Source organism: Streptomyces sp. NPDC060049 (genome assembly GCF_042736715.1).
Lineage (GTDB): Bacteria > Actinomycetota > Actinomycetes > Streptomycetales > Streptomycetaceae > Streptomyces.
Genome location: NZ_JBHWVV010000011.1, coordinates 166,347 through 183,118, shown reverse-complemented (window position 1 = coordinate 183,118; position 16,772 = coordinate 166,347). Strand labels below are relative to the sequence as shown.

The window sequence follows — 16,772 nt, the reverse complement described above, 5'->3', positions numbered from 1 at the left end:
CCTGCGTACTTGCTCGTTTGCTTCGTTCCTGCTTCTTCACTGCTTCTTCTCGACACGGGCGACGACGGCGTGCGGCCGGCCCGGGTGCGGTGCGGTGAAAGCGGCGTGCAGGGCCGCGTGGTCCCGGCCGTCCACCGTGAGCGCCGACCAGCCGGCCGCCTCGAAGCGGGAGGCGATGCCGCCCCGCCAGCCGTGCGTGGCGGAGTCGTTGTCGATCACGACCGTGTGCAGCCGCTCCAGACCCGCCGGGCCCGCGTAGGCGATCGCCTCGTGATTGCTTCCCTCGTCCAGCTCGGCGTCGCCTATCAGCACCCACACCGCCGACTCGGTCAGCCCCTGCGCCCGCAGCCCGAGCGCGCTGCCGACGGCGAGCGGCAGCCCGTGACCCAGCGAGCCGCTGCCGATCTCCACGCCGGGGATCAGCGTGCGGTCCGGGTGGTGCCCGAGGGGGGAGTCGTAGGCGCCGAACCCGCTCAGCCAGCCGACGGGAAAGAACCCCTTGGCGGCGAGTACGGCGTAGTAGGCCATCGGCCCGTGTCCCTTGGAGAGCAGGAACCGGTCCCGCCCGGGATCCCCGGCGGTGGCGGGTCCGACCCGCAGCACCCGGTCGTAGAGCACCCACAGCGCGTCGAGCGTGGAGGTGGCGGCGGGGCCGTGCTTCTCGGCTCCGGTCATGAGCGCCATGAGCGGTCCGAGGTCTTCGTAGCGGAACCGGGTGTCCGCGGCTGCCTGTGTCATGGCTCGATCTTTCAACCTCAAGCGTGCTTGAGGTCAAGTGTCCGCGTTTGCCGCCCCCGTCCGGCCGCCGGAAGGGCCGGAGGGCCGGAGGGCCGGAAAGAAAGGTGCGCGCGAGTACGTCCTGAAGTGCGGTATTGTTCTCCTGCGCGTTCAAACCAGGGGAAATCCCAGGTCAGCGGGCATCGGGACGTGGCGCAGCTTGGTAGCGCACTTGACTGGGGGTCAAGGGGTCGCAGGTTCAAATCCTGTCGTCCCGACTCGAAAGAGTCGCAGGTCAGAGGCCGTATCGGAATCATCCGATACGGCCTTTGATCGTTTGGGGACCGGCTGGGCCTCTGCCGCACGTCGTTGTGGGGAGGACTGTCCGGCTGCGACGCATTCGACCCGCTCCGCGAACCGCGGGCTGCCACGCGGGCGCAGGCTGCGCATGCCGGCGCCCTGCCGTTCGTCGCCGATGTCGTGCGGCGTCGCCGGGCGCCGAACGTCGAGCCGGCATCCCGGGCGCGCAAGGGCCGGCTGGCCGACGCCCGTTGGGTTCAAAGCGGTGGTGGCGGCCTCGGCGGTCCCGGTCGTGGACATCCGTCCAGGTGGCGCAGTCGGCCACCACGTCGTGGTCGGCGACTGCGGTACGGACGGCCTCCAAGTCGGTGATTTCGAGGGCGATGAGGTCGAGGGCAGTGGCCCGGACCAGCCCGTAACCCAATGGAATGAAGCACGGCGAGGTTGTGGGATGCCACAGGCTGGAGTCGGCATACCTACAGCACGAGTAGGCCCCCACATGCCGCCGTGTGGCCCTCCGGGGCGGCGTGGCACACCACTGCGCCCCCGTGAATTCGGTGCATGTCCGCGTGTTCGCTTCCGGTCCTGCAGGAAGGTTCAGTGATGAAGCGTCAGTCGCTTCGCAAGTCCTGGCTCCAGACCGCCGCCATGTTCTCGGCGGGGGCTCTTGGCCTGGTCGTCAACTTCGTCTCCTCGACGACCGCTCTGGCTCATTCAATCGAGCCGGCAGGTGTCGATTGCCCTCACTCGGTGCCAGGCCCGAACGGTGCGCGGGGGATCGCATTCGACCCCGACCCTTGGCCGACGGCCTATGACGACGAGGACGAGGACGAGGACGAAGAAGGACCGTCTGGTTGCGGCAACGGCGGGTATCACCAGAACAAGGGTCCGCAGGGCGAGCAAGGGCCCCGGGGCCACACCGGGCCGCAGGGGTTCCAGGGGAGCCAAGGTGCTAACGGTCCGCAGGGCAGCCAGGGAAGCCAGGGCAGCCGGGGGAGCCAAGGGTTCCAGGGGAACCAGGGTGCTACCGGCTCGCAGGGAAACCAGGGGTTCCAGGGCAACCAGGGCAACCAGGGGTTCCAGGGCAGTCAGGGTGAGTCCGGCTCGCAGGGGAACCAGGGTAACCAGGGGTTCCAGGGGTTCCAGGGCAGTCAGGGTGAGTCCGGCTCGCAGGGGAACCAGGGTAACCAGGGGTTCCAGGGCAGTCAGGGTGAGTCCGGCTCGCAGGGGAACCAGGGTAACCAGGGGTTCCAGGGGAACCAGGGTGAGTCCGGCTCGCAGGGGAACCAGGGTAACCAGGGGTTCCAGGGCAACCAGGGCAGTCAGGGTGAGTCCGGCTCGCAGGGGAACCAGGGTAACCAGGGGTTCCAGGGGAACCAGGGCAGTCAGGGTGAGTCCGGCTCGCAGGGGAACCAGGGCAATCAGGGGTTCCAGGGCAACCAGGGGAACCAGGGGAACCAGGGGTTCCAAGGGTTCCAGGGGAACCAGGGCGTCCAAGGGAGTCAGGGCTTCCAGGGCAACCAGGGTGTCCAGGGCAACCAGGGTGTAAGCCCGGGGGCGCAGAGTCAGGTCGTCACGGCCACCACCGCTACGGGCAATGCCGCGGTCATGTGCCCCGCCGGTAGGTTCGCCCTCGGCGGCGGCTTCGCCACCGATGCGTCGGGCAACCTCGAGATGATCTTCAACCGGCCCACCGGTGGCTCCCCGGCTACTGGCTGGCAGGCCACCGCGGCCGACGTGCGCACGATCACCGTCTATGCGGTGTGCGCTCCGTGAACCCCGGGCCGCGCGCCTCGCTCGGCCGGCCGGCCCTCACCGATGTCCGTGCGTGGCCCTGTCGGCCGAGTCGGTCGGTACCCAGATCGGTTTGGTAGATCCCCGTGAAGAAGCGGACGGCGCTCGCACCTTGGACAGGCCCTGGTGAGGAAGGACCGTGACGGCGAGGCCGAGGATGCCTCCCGCCTCGCCGTCCGCGCCGCCCGGTCGCTCCGACAGCTCGTCCCCGAACAGTTCCGCGATTCCGTGACCGCAGCACCGACAGGCACTCAGACAGGTACGAGCAGATGACTTCTTCCCCGACGCCGAAATTCTCTGTCTTCACTCCCAGCCACCGACCGCGCTTCCTGGACGAATGCCTCGCGACCCTGCAAGCGCAGACCTGCTCCGACTGGGAGTGGATCGTGCTCCTCAACAACGGTGCGCGATGGAGGCCGGAACACCCCGATGACCGTGTCCGGGTAGAGATCGCCGACGACATCCGCGGCGTTGGAGCGGCCAAGCGTCGTGCCTGCGAATTGGCATGCGGAGAGATCCTCGTCGAGCTCGACCACGACGACCTGCTGGCAAAGGACTGCCTGGGGAAACTGGCGGAGGCCTTCGACGAGAATCCCGACGTCGTTTTCGTCTACAGCCACACCGCCCAGATCGCGGAGGACGCAAGCCGCGACGACACGCGGTTCAACGAGGCGCACGGCTGGCAGTACGAGGAGGTGGATGTCGACGGCCGCCGGCTTTTGCAGGCCGTCGCCATGGCGCCGACGCCGCACAACGTGTCGTACATCTGGTACGCCCCCAACCACGTGCGGGCCTTCCGCAAGGACGCCTATGAGCAGGTTGGCGGGTATGACGCCACCCGCACGGTGCTCGACGACCAGGACTTGATGTGCCGTCTCTTCCAGGCGGGTGACTTCCATCGGATCCCCAGCTGCTTGTACCTGCAGCGGATGCATCCCCACAACACCCAGCGCGACGGCGAGGTCAACGCGCACATCCAGCGCGAGACGGTAGCCCTGTACGACAAATACATCGAGGCCAACGCGCTCGCGTGGACCAAGCGGCGTGGGCTGCTCGCGCTGGACCTCGGCGCCGCGCACCGCAAGCCGCCCGGCTACCTGGGCGTGGACCAGTACGCGCGGGAAGGCGTCGACATCGTCGCGAGGCTGCCCGAGCCCCTGGACCTTCCCGACGACTCGGTCGGCCTGCTCCGAGCCGTGGACTTCCTGGAGCACGTGCCCGCGAAGATTCCACTGATCAACGAGCTGTACCGGCTGCTGGCCCCGGGTGGCCTGCTCCTCAGTCAGACTCCCAGCTCCGACGGCCGGGGCGCCTACCAGGACCCGACGCACGTCGCCTACTACAACGAGAACTCGTTCTGGTACTACACCGACAACCAGTACCGCGCCTTCGTGCCCGAGATCCGGGCGCGGTTCCACCGTTCGCGGTTGGTCACTTACTACCCGACCGACTGGCACTCCGCGAACCGCATCTCCTATGTGCAGGCCAATCTGGTCGCCGTGAAGGAAGGCGCCGAACGGTGCGGTGGGCCCCTGCTGGTGTGATGCCCTGAGAGCTCGTCACGGGATCCCGCCGGTCAGTAGTCCGCCGTCAAGGCGAGCTGGCGGTCGCGGTCCTGCTTCAGGAGCTGGGGGATGGCGCCGCTCGGGGCCACGCCCAGTTCCGAGAACAGCAGCTCGCGGTAGCCGCGGTAGCGGCGGTGTGCGTCGGCGACTTCGCCGACGTGCAGGCACGACTGGACGGCTATGCGCCGCGGGCCCTCCCGGAGAGGGTCGGCCTGGGTCGCGGCGTCGGCCAGTTCGAGCACGGCGGAGTGCTGCCGTCGCCGCAGGAAGTTCTCGGCGAGGAGCTCCAGGGTCTGGACGCGCTGCAGCTTCCACTTCTCCTGGAACGGTACGAGCCAGTCGTCGTCCCAGTCGTACAGCAGCGGGTGGCGCAGCATGCTCCAGGTGTGCGGCAGCCGGTCGTAGCTCACCGCCGCCCCGCCCGCCCCGGACGCCGTCGAGATCAGTCCGGCCGCCGCCCGGTAGTCCACCTCGACGTGGTCGGCGAGGGTGATGGTGGTGTGTGAGGCGTGTAGGAGGCCGCCGGACGTCGCCTGGTTCAACCGCCACAGAGTTTGGCGCAATCTGGCCCCCGCGCGGGCGGGCGGGGCGTCGGGCCACAGGCGTGCGGCGAGGTCGCCGCGTCGCATGGGGCGGTCGCTGAGCACCAGAGCCGCGACGAGCCGCTGCTGGATGTCGCTGAGATCGGCAATCCGCTGACCAGTGCGGCAGACGAAGCCTGGCAGCAGCGATATGTGCACGATGCCTAAGCCGGTGGGATTCATCGCACCTCTCGGGTCGTCCGACGGGCCGCCGGCCGCCGGGTGGGCGCTCCATTGATCCCGATTTCCACGTTCGCTTCACATGAGCTTCACAACGGCTGTGGTATGAGCGTGAAGCAAGGCTTGGAGATCGTCAACACCCCTGCGTGGCGCGTTCTAGCCGCTCTGATGCGCCGCCGCGAGAGCCGTCGCCCGCGACGCGTATGTCCCCCGACCCCGCTCCGGCACAACCCACAATCGTGGGGTTGTTTCACCGGTCTCCCGCGCGCAGTCTCGGTTGCGTCCCGGATCGATCGCGACAGCGAAAGGTGGAAGCATGACCTTCAACGCCCTGGAGTCCCTCCGTGCGGCCGGTGTCATCGGCGGCACGATGGCGCCCGCACTCGAGGAGTTCTACGCCAGCCTGACCGCCGAGGAGACCAAGGTCCTCATCTCGACCAAGACCCGCCTTGCGGCGATCCTCCCGGACGTGGCGGCGCACTCTCAGGACTGGACCTCGCCCGAGGCCACGAAGGAGGGCTTCGACGCCGCGATGCTCTGTGCGTGCGGCCTCTGGTCGGGCTCCGGCCAGGCCGAGTAGTCCGACAGTCCACAGGCGGGGTCCGACGGCCCATCGCGTCGGGCCGCGCCTGTGCCAGCCCAGAGAGGAGCGGGATGCGCGGGAATCTGGTCCGGAACCTGTCGTTGTTCGAGGTGCCGAACGACCTGACGTACTTTGTGCACGACGAGGACCACCTCGTGGTCAACCCGGAGGTGGCCGCACGGTGCGTCCTGACCGGACGTGAGTTCCGGGTCCTCCAAGCCCTGGCCGCCGCCCAGGCCCGCGGGGAGCAGGCGTCACTGGAGGCGAACGACGAGACGGAGCGCGTCCTCGCCAAGCTCATCTTGAACTGGATCGTGTACTTCAACGGCAACAGGCCCAAGGTCAAGCTCGGTGAACCGCCCCTGAACGTCGCCTACTACGCCATCACCGACGGCTGCAACCTCCGCTGCCCCTACTGCTACGCGTCGTCGGAGAAGTGCCTTCCAGGCGAGCTCGGCACCGCCGAGTCGCTGGACCTGGTCTCGCAGATCGCCGACTTCGGCACCAAGACCATCATCTTCACCGGCGGCGAACCGATGCTCCGCAAGGACCTGTTCGAGATCGTCGAGCACGCCAAGCGCAGCGGCCTGAAGGCCAACGTCATCACCAACGCGACGATGATCCGGAGCGCGGCGACGGCGAAGCGGTTCGCCGAGCTGTTCGACGCCGTCACGGTGAGCCTCGACGGAGGCACGGCCGAGACGCACGACCGCACCCGCGGCAAGGGCGCGTTCGCCAAGACGCACCGGGCGATCCAGTTGCTCAACGACGTCGGCGTGGCGCCGGCCATCAACCACATCGTCACCTCGGACAACGTCGACGAGCTGGAGGACTTCGCCTCCTTCCTCGACGGCATCGAGATCCACAGCGTCCGCCTGATGAACCACAACGACCTGGGCCGGGGCGTCGGCGACGACTACGACTTCGGCTGGCAGGACCACCTGCGGGTGCAGCAGCTCGTCTGGACCTCGCCGGTCGCCGGGAAGTTCAAGCCGGACGGCCCGAGGCCGGTGACCCCGTGCTCGGTCAAGGGCAACTGCGGCATGGGCGGGAACGAGATCTACATCAACTCCCTCGGTGACGTCTACCCGTGCAAGCTCATCACGGGCAAGGGGGAGTACGCCGGCAACATCCGCAAGCAGCGGCTGTCCGAGATCTTCGCCAGTCCGGTGCTGAGCGCGATGCGCCAGAGCACCGTGTACGGCGGGGAGTTCCACTCCGACTGCGAGAAGTGCTACATCAAGGCGAACTGCGGCGGCGGATGCCGGGCCGCGCACATGTCGGAGTCCGGGGACCTGCGGCGCAACAGCCGGCACCTGTGCCGGATCCTGCGGCACGGCGTCACGACGCAGCTGTGGCAGGAGACCGGGGTGACCCGCGCGGAGCTCGCCGAGAAGGACCTCGACATGACGATCCCCCGGATGGTCGCCACCGGCGAGGTGCACGCGGTCCACGACCAGTGGAAGACCTACGTCCGCCCGCCCGCGCCCGTGCCCGGGATCAAGGTCGGTGAACTGATTCCCATCATGCCGGTGAACAGGAGGCTGGGCGATGTCCCTGCGCATAAATGACGCGGTGATCTGGCAGGAGACCCCGGACGGCATCTCGCTCTATCACAGCGAGTCCGGCGACTTCCGCACCCTGAACTCGACCGCCGCCCAGATCTGGGCGCTCGTGGAGAGCGACGGGGACCGGGAGACGGTCATCAGGAACCTGTCCCTCCTGTTCGCGGGTCACAACACCGTGATGACCGCTCGCATCCGCGCCGAAGTGGACGCGTTCATCAGCTCCATGGTCGAGGCCGATCTGATCCAGGAGACGCCGGCCGACATGCGGGCCGAGACGCGGAGCGAGCCGGCCGCGCGGTCATGACCAGGGCCGTCGTCCTCGGCGGGGGCTTCGCGGGCGTACTGGTGGCCAAGGTGCTCTCCCGGCACGTCGACGAGGTCACCGTCGTCGAGGGCGGCCGGTACCCGGTGGGCCCGGGGGCCCGGACGGGGCTGCCCCAGGCGTTCCACAGCCACGTGCTCGTGACCGCCGGCGCCGAAGCCTTGGAAACGGTGCTCCCGGGAACACTGCGGGCGCTCCTGGACCAGGGAGCGCACCGGCGGGGCCTCGCGGACGGCGCACTGATCCTGAGCGCGGACGGCTGGTTCCGGCGCCACGAGACCGGGGCCTTCCTGGTCTCGTGCAGCCGGTGGCTCATGGACCACGTCATCCGGCAGCGGGCCCTGGCCGACGGCGCGGTGTCCGTGCGGGAGCGCACCCGGGTCCTGGGACTCGTGGGGGACGCGTCGCGGGTCAGTGGTGTCGTGGTCGCGGGGGAGGACGGCTCCGCCGAGACCCTGCACGCCGACATCGTGGTCGACGCGACGGGCCGGCGGTCGCGGGCCGTACGCTGGCTGGCCGCGATCGGCGGGCCCGGCGTCGAGGAGGAGGTCGTCGACTCGGGCCAGGCGTATTCCACCCGGATCTACCGGGCGCCCCCCGGCCTCGCCGCCGGCATCCCCGCGGTCATGGTGCACCCGCGTCCCGAGAACGGCCGGCCCGCTTTCGGCGCGACGGTGTTCCCCATCGAGGGCGGCCGGTGGATCTTCACGCTGACCGGCACGCGCGCCGCCGCCCCGCCCACCGACGAGCGGGGGTTCACGGGCTGCGCCCGCGCGCTGCGCTCGCCGATCGTGGCGGAGCTCCTGGGCGCGGGCGAACCCCTCGGGGGAGTGCGGCCGTACCGGGCCACCGCCAACCGCAGGAGGTTCTACGAACGCGCGGCGATGCCCGACGGCTTCCTGGTCGTCGGCGACGCGCTGACGGCGGTCAACCCCGTCTACTCGCACGGGATGTCCGTCGCCCTGCTCAGCGCCGTGCGACTGGACCGAGAGCTTGCACGGCGCGGCGCAGACCCGCGCGTCCTCCCCGGACTCCAGGCCGCGGTGGCGCACGTGGCGGCCGGGTCATGGAAGATGGCGACCGACCAGGACCGGGTGCGCGCGCGGGCCGGAGCGCACGGTTCCGCGTCCGACGCCGGGCACCGGATGAGGGCCAGGGTCTCCAAGGCAGTGCTCACCAGTCCGGCTCTGATGACGCAGCTCTTCCGTTCGCAGACGCTGGTTTCCGCGCCTGCCCCCGTACCGGTCCCCTCGCTCTGGGCCGCGGAGCCGCCCCTGCCGAGCGGGGTGTCCGGCGACGCGAACCCGCCGCGCGACACCGACGAGGCGGTCGCCCAGTTCCCCGGCCTCCGCGAGTGGTGGTTCTCGGGGCCCCGGCACCACCGACCCACCCGGGAAGAGAACCGTGACGACTGAAGCCGTACCGCTGATCCCGCACTCCGTCCTCTTCGGCAACCCCTCGTACCTCGTACCCGAGATCTCCCCGGACGGGACCCGCCTGGTCTACCTGGCTCCGGACGACGGCGTGCTGAACGTATGGGTGGCGCCGGTGGACCGGCCGCACGAGGCGACGGTCGTGACGCACGACCGGGGGCGCGGCATCCGGACGTACGGCCTGTGCCACGACGACCGCACGCTGTTCTACCTGCGGGACGAGAACGGCGACGAGAGCTGGCGGGTGTACCTCGTCGACCTCGTCTCCGGCGAGGAGCGCTGCGCCACACCGTTCGACGGTGTCCAGGCACGCGTACTGGCGCACAACCGGTGGCACCCGACCACCGTCCTGATCGGGCTGAACAAGGACCGGCCGGGCCTGCACGACGTCTACGCCCTGGACCTGGTGACGGGCCGACTCACCATGGTCGCGGAGAATCCCGGCTACCTGAGCTGGATCATCGACACCGACCTGCGGGTCCGCGGCGGCACGGCGATGAAGCCCGACGGAGGCACGTCCGTCTTCCTCGACCCGCCGGACGCGCCGGAGGGAGCGCCCCCGTGGCTCGACGTGCCGTACGAGGACGCCGTGGGGACGCGGGTCATCGGCTTCTCCCGCGACGGCGCCACGTGCCACCTCCTGTCCTCCATCGGGGCCAACGCCGGCCGGCTCTTCGAGGTCGAGGTCGCGACCGGGCGGCGCACCCTGCTCGCCGCCGACCCGGTGTACGACGTCAAGCAGGTCGAGATGGACCCGGTGACCCGTCGGCCGCAAGCGGTGCTGTTCGCCAAGGACCGCGACGAGTGGGTCTTCCTCGACGAGGAGTTCGGCAAGGACGTCGGGCGGATCCGCGGCGAGCTCGCGCTCCAGGCGATCGACGGCGAGGTCTACCTCGACCGCACCGACCGCCGCGACCGGCTGTGGACCGTCTCCGTGGTGACCGGAGCCGGCCCGGTCCTCTACTACGTCTACGACCGGGCGGCCGGCCGGCTCCGCTACCTCTTCAGCCACCAGACGGAGCTCGAACGCTACCGGCTGGCCAGGATGGAGCCCTTCCGGTTCTGCGCGCGCGACGGGGTCGAAGTGCACGGCTACGTGACCTGGCCGCCCGGGGCCGAGCGCCGGGGCCTTCCGGCGGTGGTCAACGTGCACGGCGGACCCTGGGCCCGTCACACGTTCGCGTTCGACGAGGAGGCGCAGCTCCTGGCCAACCGCGGGTACGCCTGCGTGCAGGTCAACTTCCGCGGTTCGACGGGCTACGGCAAGCACTTCCGCAACCTGGGCGCCAAGCAGTGGGGTGCCGCGATGCAGGACGATCTGCTCGACGCGCTCGCCCATCTCGTCTCCGACGGGAGCGTCGACGGTTCGCGGGTCGCGATCATGGGCTGCTCGTACGGCGGTTATGCCGCGCTGGTCGGTGCGGCGTTCACCCCGGAGGTGTTCACCTGCGCGATAGACCTCTGCGGTCCCTCGAACCTGCTGACGCTGCTGGCCGCCGGGGCGCCCTACCGGACTCCGCTGCGGTCGTTCATGTACGCGCACGTCGGGGATCCGCAGACCGAGCGCGACATGCTGTGGGAGAGGTCTCCGCTGTCGCGGGTCGACGACATCCGCATCCCCGTCCTGGTGGTCCAGGGGGCGAACGACGTCCGGGTGCCCCGGGAGGAGGCCGAGCAGATCGTCGCGGCGCTGGCCGCCAAGGGTCTCGCGCACGAGTACCTGCTCTTTCCCGACGAGGGCCACGGCCTGGCCCGGCCCGCCAACCGCCAGACCTACTACGCGGCGGTCGAACGGTTCCTCGCCGAGCACATGGCATGACGGGTCCGCGGTAGCGGGTCCGTCACTGCCGGGTCAGAGCGGCCCGCAGCAGGTTCGGCAGGTGCAGGCGGGTCTCCGCCTCCTCGTGCGACGCCCGGACGAGTCCGCGGCCCATCAGCGTGCCCAGCTCGTCCACCACCTGGTGCAGCGGCCGGTGCAGCGCGTCGGCAGCCTCGGAGACGGTCAACGCCCGGTCGAAGCGCACCAGTTCCGACAAGATCGCGCGGTGGGCGAGGTCCAGGTGCTCGAAGCCGGACCGGATCAGGCGGCCGACCGTCTCGGGGACACCGGCGGAGCGCGTCGGAGCCGGCAGGTCGAGCAGGTCCGGAGCGGGCGTGTCCGCGAGCTGTCGCAGGCTCAGCACCCGGAACCGGGAGGCCGCCGCCTCCAGGGCGACGGGCAGACCGTCGAGCCTGCGGCAGAGCGTGGCCACCGCCCCGGCGTCCGCCCGGCCGAGCGCGAAGCCCGGCCGGACCTCGCAGAGCCTGTCCAGGAGCAGCCGTACCGAGGGCACGCAGGTGAGGTCGTCGAGGGAACCCCCCGCGTCCCCCTCGGCCGCCGGCGTGGCCAGCGGCGAGATCACCGTCCCCTGGACGCCCGCGACGTGCCAGGGCGCACGCGACGCGCTGACCACACGGATGCCCGGACAGTACGCCAGCAGTTCCTCCACACCGACCGGCGTCCTCACGTCGGCCAGCCCGTCGAGCACGAGCAGCACTTCGTGCCGGCCGATGAGCCGGCAGACCGTCGAGACGTCCTCCGCACCCGATTCGACGAGCAGGCGCAACGACTTCAGCAGGGATCCGAAGGCCGTTCCGTGACCGTCGAGGGCCGCCGTGCCGGCCCCGATCCACAGCACCGGCCAGCCGCGGCGCGAGCTGAGCCGGGCCGCCACCTCCGCGGCCACCCTCGACTTCCCCACTCCCGGGAGCCCGGAGAGGGAGATCATCCGGCGGTGGTCCGATTCCAGGGCGCCCACCATCGCCCGTACCTCGACGTCGCGCCCGAGGAGGGCGTTGACCGGCCTGGGCACCGTGAGGCAAGGATCGACCCCGTTCGGCCCCTGCCGCTGGCTGCCCGCCCCCGCCTTGATGAACAGCTCCCGGGGCAGCCCCTCGAGCCGCAAGGCGTCCGCGAGCAGGCGGACCGTCTGGATCCGGGCGTTCGCCCGGCCCGACTCCAGGGCGCGGATGGTCCGCGGGCTGATCGTCGACAAGTCGGCGAGCGTTCGCTGCGTGAGTCCGGCCTGAACGCGCTTGAAGCGGAGCAGCTCGGGAAACGGCGAAGCCTCGGCCTCGGCACTGTGGACCATGGGCCAGGAGCGTAGGCGGGGCCCGTTCCGTCCGCGTCTCCGGTGCGTCGCCGGCACGTCTGCGATCCGTCTCCGTCGGCCGTCAGCCCGGCTTCGAACTGGGGTGCGCACCGCGGTCCAGCAGGCTCAGCGAGATGCTGAGCAGCGAGACGGCCAGCGGGTCGGACGAGTCCATGACCGCGTGCTCCGACAGGCGTGCCACCAGATCGCCCATGCGCGGCGCCGCGCTCGCGGACTCGCCGCGCCGCAGCAGGGCGAGGCTCAGCGCGGCCTGCGTCGCGAGCATGCCGAGCAGTTCTATGTCGTCGAGCTCCCGGCCGGGCGCGTCCGGGTCGCGGGTGTGGCGGTCCAGCACCTCCAGGACGCCGATGCACTCCCCGTCCGCGATGAGCGGGGCGGCCATGATGCTCGCGGGAACGTAGCCGGTGGAAGCCGCGGCGTCCCGGGCGAACCGGTCGGTCCCGGCCACGTCGTCCGTGATCATGGGCTGACCGCTGGCAGCCACCCAGCCGGCGATGCCGGTACCGGGCTCGAAGCGCTTGCCGACCAGGCCCTGCTCGCCTTCCCCCGCGACCGCCGCGAAGATCAGCTCGCCGGTGTCGGGACTCACCATGAACACCGACGAGGCGGCGGCTCCGTAGATGTACCGGGCCACCGAGACGACGGACTGCAGCAGTTGGCGTTCGGTGGCCATGAGATCGTGCGGCCAGGGCTTCATGCTCCGCCTCCTTGGACCGAGATGTTTGCGGCGCAGTGGTAGAGGACGCTCTTGAGCTGGAACGGCGTGAGCCACGGGTGCTTGCTCAGGACGAGAGCCGCGATCCCGGCCATGTGCGGCGCCGCGAAACTGTTGCCGGTGTTGCGGACCGTGCCGCCGCCCGGGCTCGCCACCGGTACGCGCACCCCCCGGGCTCGGAACTCGACCGGCGGCGCGGCGTTGTAGTAGAAGCGCATGCCGTCCGGTTCGGCGTGGCTGGCCACCGAGATCACCGACGCGAAGTTCCACGGGAAGCTCTCGATCGGCATGTTGTGCGCCGCCGCCACCACCGCCGTCCGGCGGAAGTACGCGCGGTCGCACAACTCGCCCAGCCGGTCGCGGAATTCGATCCTGTTCGTCGACAGGCTCATGCTGATGACGTCGAACCCCTCCTCGATCGCGAAGGCGAGGCCGGCGATCAGCGCGGAGGCACTGCCCGACCTCCCGTCACCGAGGACCTTGAGCGAACTGAGCGAGACCCGCGGGGCGATGCCGCGAATGATCCCCGCGCAGGCGGTACCGTGCCCGGCACTGTCGAGCGGCTCGCACTCCTCCACGCGCGGCGCCCGGCCCTCGGCCGTCACCACGTGCCACGCCCGCTCGACCGGCCCGACCAGCGGATGGTCCGCCTCGACCCCGCTGTCGAGCACACAGACGCGAACCCCCTCGCCCGTCGCGCCCTCCCAGGCCCAGCGGGAGTCGATCCCCTCGAACAGGGCCGTCGGCACGGGCTCGCTGGGACCGCCGTCGGCCGGCATGCTCCACGCGGGCATCCCCGAAGCGTGCGGCAGCCGTTCGCGCCGCCAGGGCACACCGCTCACATCCATACCCGCACCGTTCCCAGGGGCTTCGTCGCACCGACCGCGGTGTAGGCGTCGGCGGCCAGCCCGGCCATGGCGAGGGCCTCGGCCCGCTCGCCCAGGCACCGGTGGGCGCGGGCCAGGTCGAAGCAGACCTCGCCGCGCAGGCAAGGGTCGTCGATGTCCTCCAGCAAGGCCAGCACCTCGGCGCGCACCGGGTCGCGGCGGCCCTCCTCGGCGGCGCTCAGCACGGCGGCCGACATGCACAGGATCCGCCCCCGGACGTCCATCTCGTCACGCCGTCCGAGGAGCTGCGCGATCCGGCCGGCGGCTCCGTCCGCCCGGTCACACCGAGCGCGCTCGCGTGCCGCCTGCACCCGCATGGTCAGCGCGACCGGCACGTAGCCGGCCTGTTCGAGGGCATCGGCCGCGCCGCGGTAGCGCCGTTCGGCCTCGTCGTGGTCGCCGTCCAGCGAGGCGGCCAGGGCGGCCACCTGATCGACCAGGACACCGCCCAGGGTCAACCTGAGCTGTTCCACGACCGATCGGGCCCCGGCCAGTGCCGAGCGCGCGCCGGCGCCGTCCCCGATCAGAGCCAGGCAGCGGGCACGGGCGGCCAGCGCGGGCAGTGCCAGGAACCGGTCGGCGGCGAACCGCTCGATGAGCTCCGCGCATCCCGACAGCTTCTCCCGCACCGGAGTCGGAGACCACTGCCGGATCTCGCACAGCGCCACGAGGAGCCGGTCCTCCTCGTACGCGTCACCGACCGCCCGGGCGTGCTCCAGCGCGGAGCCCGCCGCCTCCTCGGCCGCCCCGAACCGGCCCTGGTCCAAGTGGAGCAGCATCCGCAGCTGCTCGAAGCGGCACCAGGCGAACCGGTCGGGCTCCTCGCCGCCGAGCTCGGCCCGCAGCTCCTCCACCTCGGCCTCGGTGACCTTGCCCAGCCGCGCCGCCAGCAGGGACCGCTGCACCTGAACCAGGCACGGCCGCCGCCCAGGCGGGCCTGCGGCGGAGCCTTCACCGGGGCCGTCCCACGCGCCCGCCGCCACCACCTCCAGCGCACCCGCGGTGTCCCCGGACAGCATGAGGGCGTCGCTGAGGCGGACGGCCGCGACCGAGCGGCACTGGTCCGGCCTGCTCCGTGCCAGTACGAGCGCTCGTCCGAGCAGTCCGATCGCGGTCGGCACGTCCCGCTGGCGCAGCGCCACGGTGCCCTCGCCCAGCAGCGCCTCGGCCGCCTGCCGCGCCAACCGCGGCAGCTCCGTGTCGTCCGGGCGAAGACCGCTGAGCAGCCGGGTCGCGGCCTCGAGGTGGAAACCGGCACCGAAGCCGGCCCCGGCCAGGCGCCGGTGCCACGCGATGCGCTGCTCCTTCTCCAGCCGGCCGTAGGCCACCTCGTGCACCGGCTGCTGGACGAAGCGGTAGCCGCCGTCCTCGCCCGTGGCGTGGAACAGCCGCTGTTCGGTGAGCGCGTCGACGGCCGCCGCCGGCTCCGTCTCGCCCAGCAGCGCGAGCTGCTCCAGGGTGAAGGAGGGGCCGATCACGGACGCTGCGCCCAGCAGCCGCCGGGCGGGCGCGGGCAGCCGGTCGATCATCGCGCCCACCATGGCCGTGATGGTCGGCGGGACCTCCTCGACAGTGCGGCCGTCCCGCAGCCAGTCCATCATCAGCCGGATGTACAGCGGGTTGCCCGCGCTGTACAGCGCGACCCGGTCGACCAGGTCGAGGTCGTGCAGTTCTACCTCCGCGCCGCCTCCGCGCCCCGCCAGCGAGATCGCCAGGCGCGCGCTGTCGATCGGGACCAGCGCTCCGACGTCGATCACGTCGTCCGGGAACCAGGGACCTTCGAGCCCCGCGAGTTCCGGTCTGGACACGCAGACCATCAGGAGCGGGATGTCGCGCAGGCTCTCCATCAGCTCACCGATGAGTCCCAGGAGCGACTTCCCCGCCCACGCGAGGTTGTCCCACACCACGACGAGCGGGCGCGAGGCCGCCGCGGTCAGCAGTTCGCGCGCGGCCCAGGACACCTCCTCCACGCCCGGTCCCGGAACGGAACCGGCGAGGCGCGAGAGCGAGGCGTCGCGCAGGCTGGTGAGCACCCCGGCGACGCGCTCGTCCGCGCGCAGCAGCTCCGCGCTGGACGGGACCTGCCGGGTCAGGGCTTCCAGCACTTCGAGGAGCGCCGCGTAGTTCCCGTTCGTCCCGTAGGACTGGCAGCTGCCGAACACGGCGATGGGCCGCGCCCCCGCCGCGACCAGGTCGTCCACGGTCTCTCTGACCAGGCGGGTCTTGCCGATGCCCGGTGGCCCGAGCACGGTCACCAGCTCCGGCCGCCGGTCGCGGGCCACCCGGTGGTAGATCCGGCGCAGCCGCCGGCGTTCGGCGCCGCGGTCCACCATGGGTGAACCGTCGCGCGTCCGGTCGGCGGCGGCCTCGCCGGTCACCAGCAGTACGGGAACGGGTTCGGCCTTGCCCTTCAGCACCACCGGCGGCAGCGCGGCCATGGAGTAGTGCGGACGGGCCAGGTGCCCCACGGTCTCGTTGACGATGATCTCCCCGGCGACCGCCAGCGACTGCAGGCGCGCGGCGAGGTTGACCACGTCGCCGACGACCCGGATGCCCGCCCGGGCCGAACGCGTCACCAGCGCCTCGCCGGCCGCGATGCCGCAGTGGACCTCGACCGGCGCCGCGCCGGCGGCCGGCGTGCGCAGCTCGCGCACGTCGGACCGGATGCGGATGGCCGTCCGCAGCGCCCGCAGCGCGTCGTCCTCCTGGGAGGTGTCCGCGCCGAAGACCGCCATGACGGCGTCGCCGATGAACTTCTCCACCACCCCGCCGTGCTCCTCCACCACTGCCGAGCAGATCTCGTAGTACTGCTCGAGGAGTTGCTGCAGCGCCTCCGGATCGACGCGCTCGGCGAGCCGCGTCCATCCGACGAGGTCGAGGAAGAGGACGACCACCAGTCTGCGGCTCATACGGGGTCCTCCTCCGGGGGCGTCCGCCGCCCATCGGGGCGGCCGTCGGGAATAGGAGCGGCGGGG

General features: G+C 71.0%; 13 protein-coding genes and 1 tRNA gene. 8 read left to right on the top strand and 6 right to left on the bottom strand.

Annotation, left to right across the window (positions count from 1 at the left end; genetic code table 11):
• Nucleotides 1–36: 36 nt before the first annotated feature.
• On the bottom strand, nucleotides 37–738 hold the full coding sequence (locus tag ACFWBY_RS22140; protein WP_385333505.1) for a transketolase: 702 nt from the start codon (nucleotides 736–738) through the stop codon (nucleotides 37–39).
• A 183-nt stretch (nucleotides 739–921) separates the two neighbouring features.
• Here ACFWBY_RS22140 and ACFWBY_RS22135 point away from each other — a divergent pair.
• The 3 genes from ACFWBY_RS22135 (at nucleotide 922) to ACFWBY_RS22125 (ending at nucleotide 4,355) form a co-directional block, all read left to right on the top strand.
• Nucleotides 922–995, top strand: a tRNA-Pro gene (locus ACFWBY_RS22135).
• A 625-nt stretch (nucleotides 996–1,620) separates the two neighbouring features.
• Nucleotides 1,621–2,793 (top strand): hypothetical protein, encoded by a 1,173-nt coding sequence (locus tag ACFWBY_RS22130; protein WP_385333507.1) that lies wholly within the window; start codon nucleotides 1,621–1,623, stop codon nucleotides 2,791–2,793.
• 287 nt (nucleotides 2,794–3,080) lie between these two features.
• Nucleotides 3,081–4,355, top strand: coding sequence for a glycosyltransferase (locus ACFWBY_RS22125; protein WP_385333509.1), 1,275 nt, complete (start codon nucleotides 3,081–3,083; stop codon nucleotides 4,353–4,355).
• A 32-nt stretch (nucleotides 4,356–4,387) separates the two neighbouring features.
• Here ACFWBY_RS22125 and ACFWBY_RS22120 read toward each other — a convergent pair whose 3' ends face one another.
• Complete coding sequence (locus ACFWBY_RS22120; RefSeq protein WP_385333514.1) at nucleotides 4,388–5,140, bottom strand: BTAD domain-containing putative transcriptional regulator; 753 nt, start codon at nucleotides 5,138–5,140, stop codon at nucleotides 4,388–4,390.
• A gap of 313 nt (nucleotides 5,141–5,453) precedes the next feature.
• Between ACFWBY_RS22120 and ACFWBY_RS22115 the strand changes: the two genes are divergently transcribed.
• The 5 genes from ACFWBY_RS22115 to ACFWBY_RS22095 all read left to right on the top strand — a co-directional run bounded on the left by ACFWBY_RS22115 (nucleotide 5,454) and on the right by ACFWBY_RS22095 (nucleotide 10,862).
• Nucleotides 5,454–5,717 (top strand): StsA-related sactipeptide RiPP, encoded by a 264-nt coding sequence (locus ACFWBY_RS22115; RefSeq protein WP_214956904.1) that lies wholly within the window; start codon nucleotides 5,454–5,456, stop codon nucleotides 5,715–5,717.
• Nucleotides 5,718–5,791: 74 nt separating this feature from the next.
• Nucleotides 5,792–7,291 (top strand): StsB family radical SAM/SPASM domain sactipeptide maturase, encoded by a 1,500-nt coding sequence (stsB, locus tag ACFWBY_RS22110; RefSeq protein WP_385333517.1) that lies wholly within the window; start codon nucleotides 5,792–5,794, stop codon nucleotides 7,289–7,291.
• Nucleotides 7,272–7,592, top strand: a complete 321-nt coding sequence (locus tag ACFWBY_RS22105) for a PqqD family protein (protein ID WP_385333520.1) — start codon at nucleotides 7,272–7,274, stop codon at nucleotides 7,590–7,592. Before stsB ends, ACFWBY_RS22105 begins: the two co-directional genes overlap by 20 nt.
• Complete coding sequence (locus tag ACFWBY_RS22100; protein WP_385333522.1) at nucleotides 7,589–9,025, top strand: NAD(P)/FAD-dependent oxidoreductase; 1,437 nt, start codon at nucleotides 7,589–7,591, stop codon at nucleotides 9,023–9,025. The genes ACFWBY_RS22105 and ACFWBY_RS22100 overlap by 4 nt, the downstream gene beginning before the upstream one ends.
• Nucleotides 9,015–10,862, top strand: coding sequence for a S9 family peptidase (locus ACFWBY_RS22095; protein ID WP_385333525.1), 1,848 nt, complete (start codon nucleotides 9,015–9,017; stop codon nucleotides 10,860–10,862). The genes ACFWBY_RS22100 and ACFWBY_RS22095 overlap by 11 nt, the downstream gene beginning before the upstream one ends.
• 22 nt (nucleotides 10,863–10,884) lie before the next feature.
• Here ACFWBY_RS22095 and ACFWBY_RS22090 read toward each other — a convergent pair whose 3' ends face one another.
• The 4 genes from ACFWBY_RS22090 to ACFWBY_RS22075 form a co-directional block, all read right to left on the bottom strand.
• Nucleotides 10,885–12,174 (bottom strand): helix-turn-helix domain-containing protein, encoded by a 1,290-nt coding sequence (locus tag ACFWBY_RS22090; protein ID WP_385333527.1) that lies wholly within the window; start codon nucleotides 12,172–12,174, stop codon nucleotides 10,885–10,887.
• A gap of 82 nt (nucleotides 12,175–12,256) precedes the next feature.
• Nucleotides 12,257–12,892, bottom strand: coding sequence for a GAF domain-containing protein (locus tag ACFWBY_RS22085; RefSeq protein ID WP_385333530.1), 636 nt, complete (start codon nucleotides 12,890–12,892; stop codon nucleotides 12,257–12,259).
• Nucleotides 12,889–13,704 (bottom strand): S8 family serine peptidase, encoded by an 816-nt coding sequence (locus ACFWBY_RS22080; protein WP_385333533.1) that lies wholly within the window; start codon nucleotides 13,702–13,704, stop codon nucleotides 12,889–12,891. Before ACFWBY_RS22080 ends, ACFWBY_RS22085 begins: the two co-directional genes overlap by 4 nt.
• A gap of 44 nt (nucleotides 13,705–13,748) precedes the next feature.
• Nucleotides 13,749–16,706: an adenylate/guanylate cyclase domain-containing protein gene (locus tag ACFWBY_RS22075; RefSeq protein ID WP_385333536.1), complete on the bottom strand. Its 2,958-nt coding sequence runs from the start codon at nucleotides 16,704–16,706 to the stop codon at nucleotides 13,749–13,751.
• Nucleotides 16,707–16,772: the final 66 nt, after the last annotated feature.

Excerpts from the sequence above, each read along its gene's own strand:
- stsB (WP_385333517.1), top strand. The coding sequence starts at position 5,792 with ATGCGCGGGAATCTGGTCCGGAACCTGTCGTTGTTCGAGGTGCCGAAC.
- ACFWBY_RS22140 (WP_385333505.1), bottom strand. The coding sequence starts at position 738 with ATGACACAGGCAGCCGCGGACACCCGGTTCCGCTACGAAGACCTCGGA.
- ACFWBY_RS22100 (WP_385333522.1), top strand. The coding sequence starts at position 7,589 with ATGACCAGGGCCGTCGTCCTCGGCGGGGGCTTCGCGGGCGTACTGGTG.
- ACFWBY_RS22115 (WP_214956904.1), top strand. The coding sequence starts at position 5,454 with ATGACCTTCAACGCCCTGGAGTCCCTCCGTGCGGCCGGTGTCATCGGC.
- ACFWBY_RS22080 (WP_385333533.1), bottom strand. The coding sequence starts at position 13,704 with ATGCCCGCGTGGAGCATGCCGGCCGACGGCGGTCCCAGCGAGCCCGTG.
- ACFWBY_RS22125 (WP_385333509.1), top strand. The coding sequence starts at position 3,081 with ATGACTTCTTCCCCGACGCCGAAATTCTCTGTCTTCACTCCCAGCCAC.
- ACFWBY_RS22130 (WP_385333507.1), top strand. The coding sequence starts at position 1,621 with ATGAAGCGTCAGTCGCTTCGCAAGTCCTGGCTCCAGACCGCCGCCATG.
- ACFWBY_RS22075 (WP_385333536.1), bottom strand. The coding sequence starts at position 16,706 with ATGAGCCGCAGACTGGTGGTCGTCCTCTTCCTCGACCTCGTCGGATGG.
- ACFWBY_RS22090 (WP_385333527.1), bottom strand. The coding sequence starts at position 12,174 with ATGGTCCACAGTGCCGAGGCCGAGGCTTCGCCGTTTCCCGAGCTGCTC.
- ACFWBY_RS22120 (WP_385333514.1), bottom strand. The coding sequence starts at position 5,140 with ATGAATCCCACCGGCTTAGGCATCGTGCACATATCGCTGCTGCCAGGC.
- ACFWBY_RS22105 (WP_385333520.1), top strand. The coding sequence starts at position 7,272 with ATGTCCCTGCGCATAAATGACGCGGTGATCTGGCAGGAGACCCCGGAC.
- ACFWBY_RS22085 (WP_385333530.1), bottom strand. The coding sequence starts at position 12,892 with ATGAAGCCCTGGCCGCACGATCTCATGGCCACCGAACGCCAACTGCTG.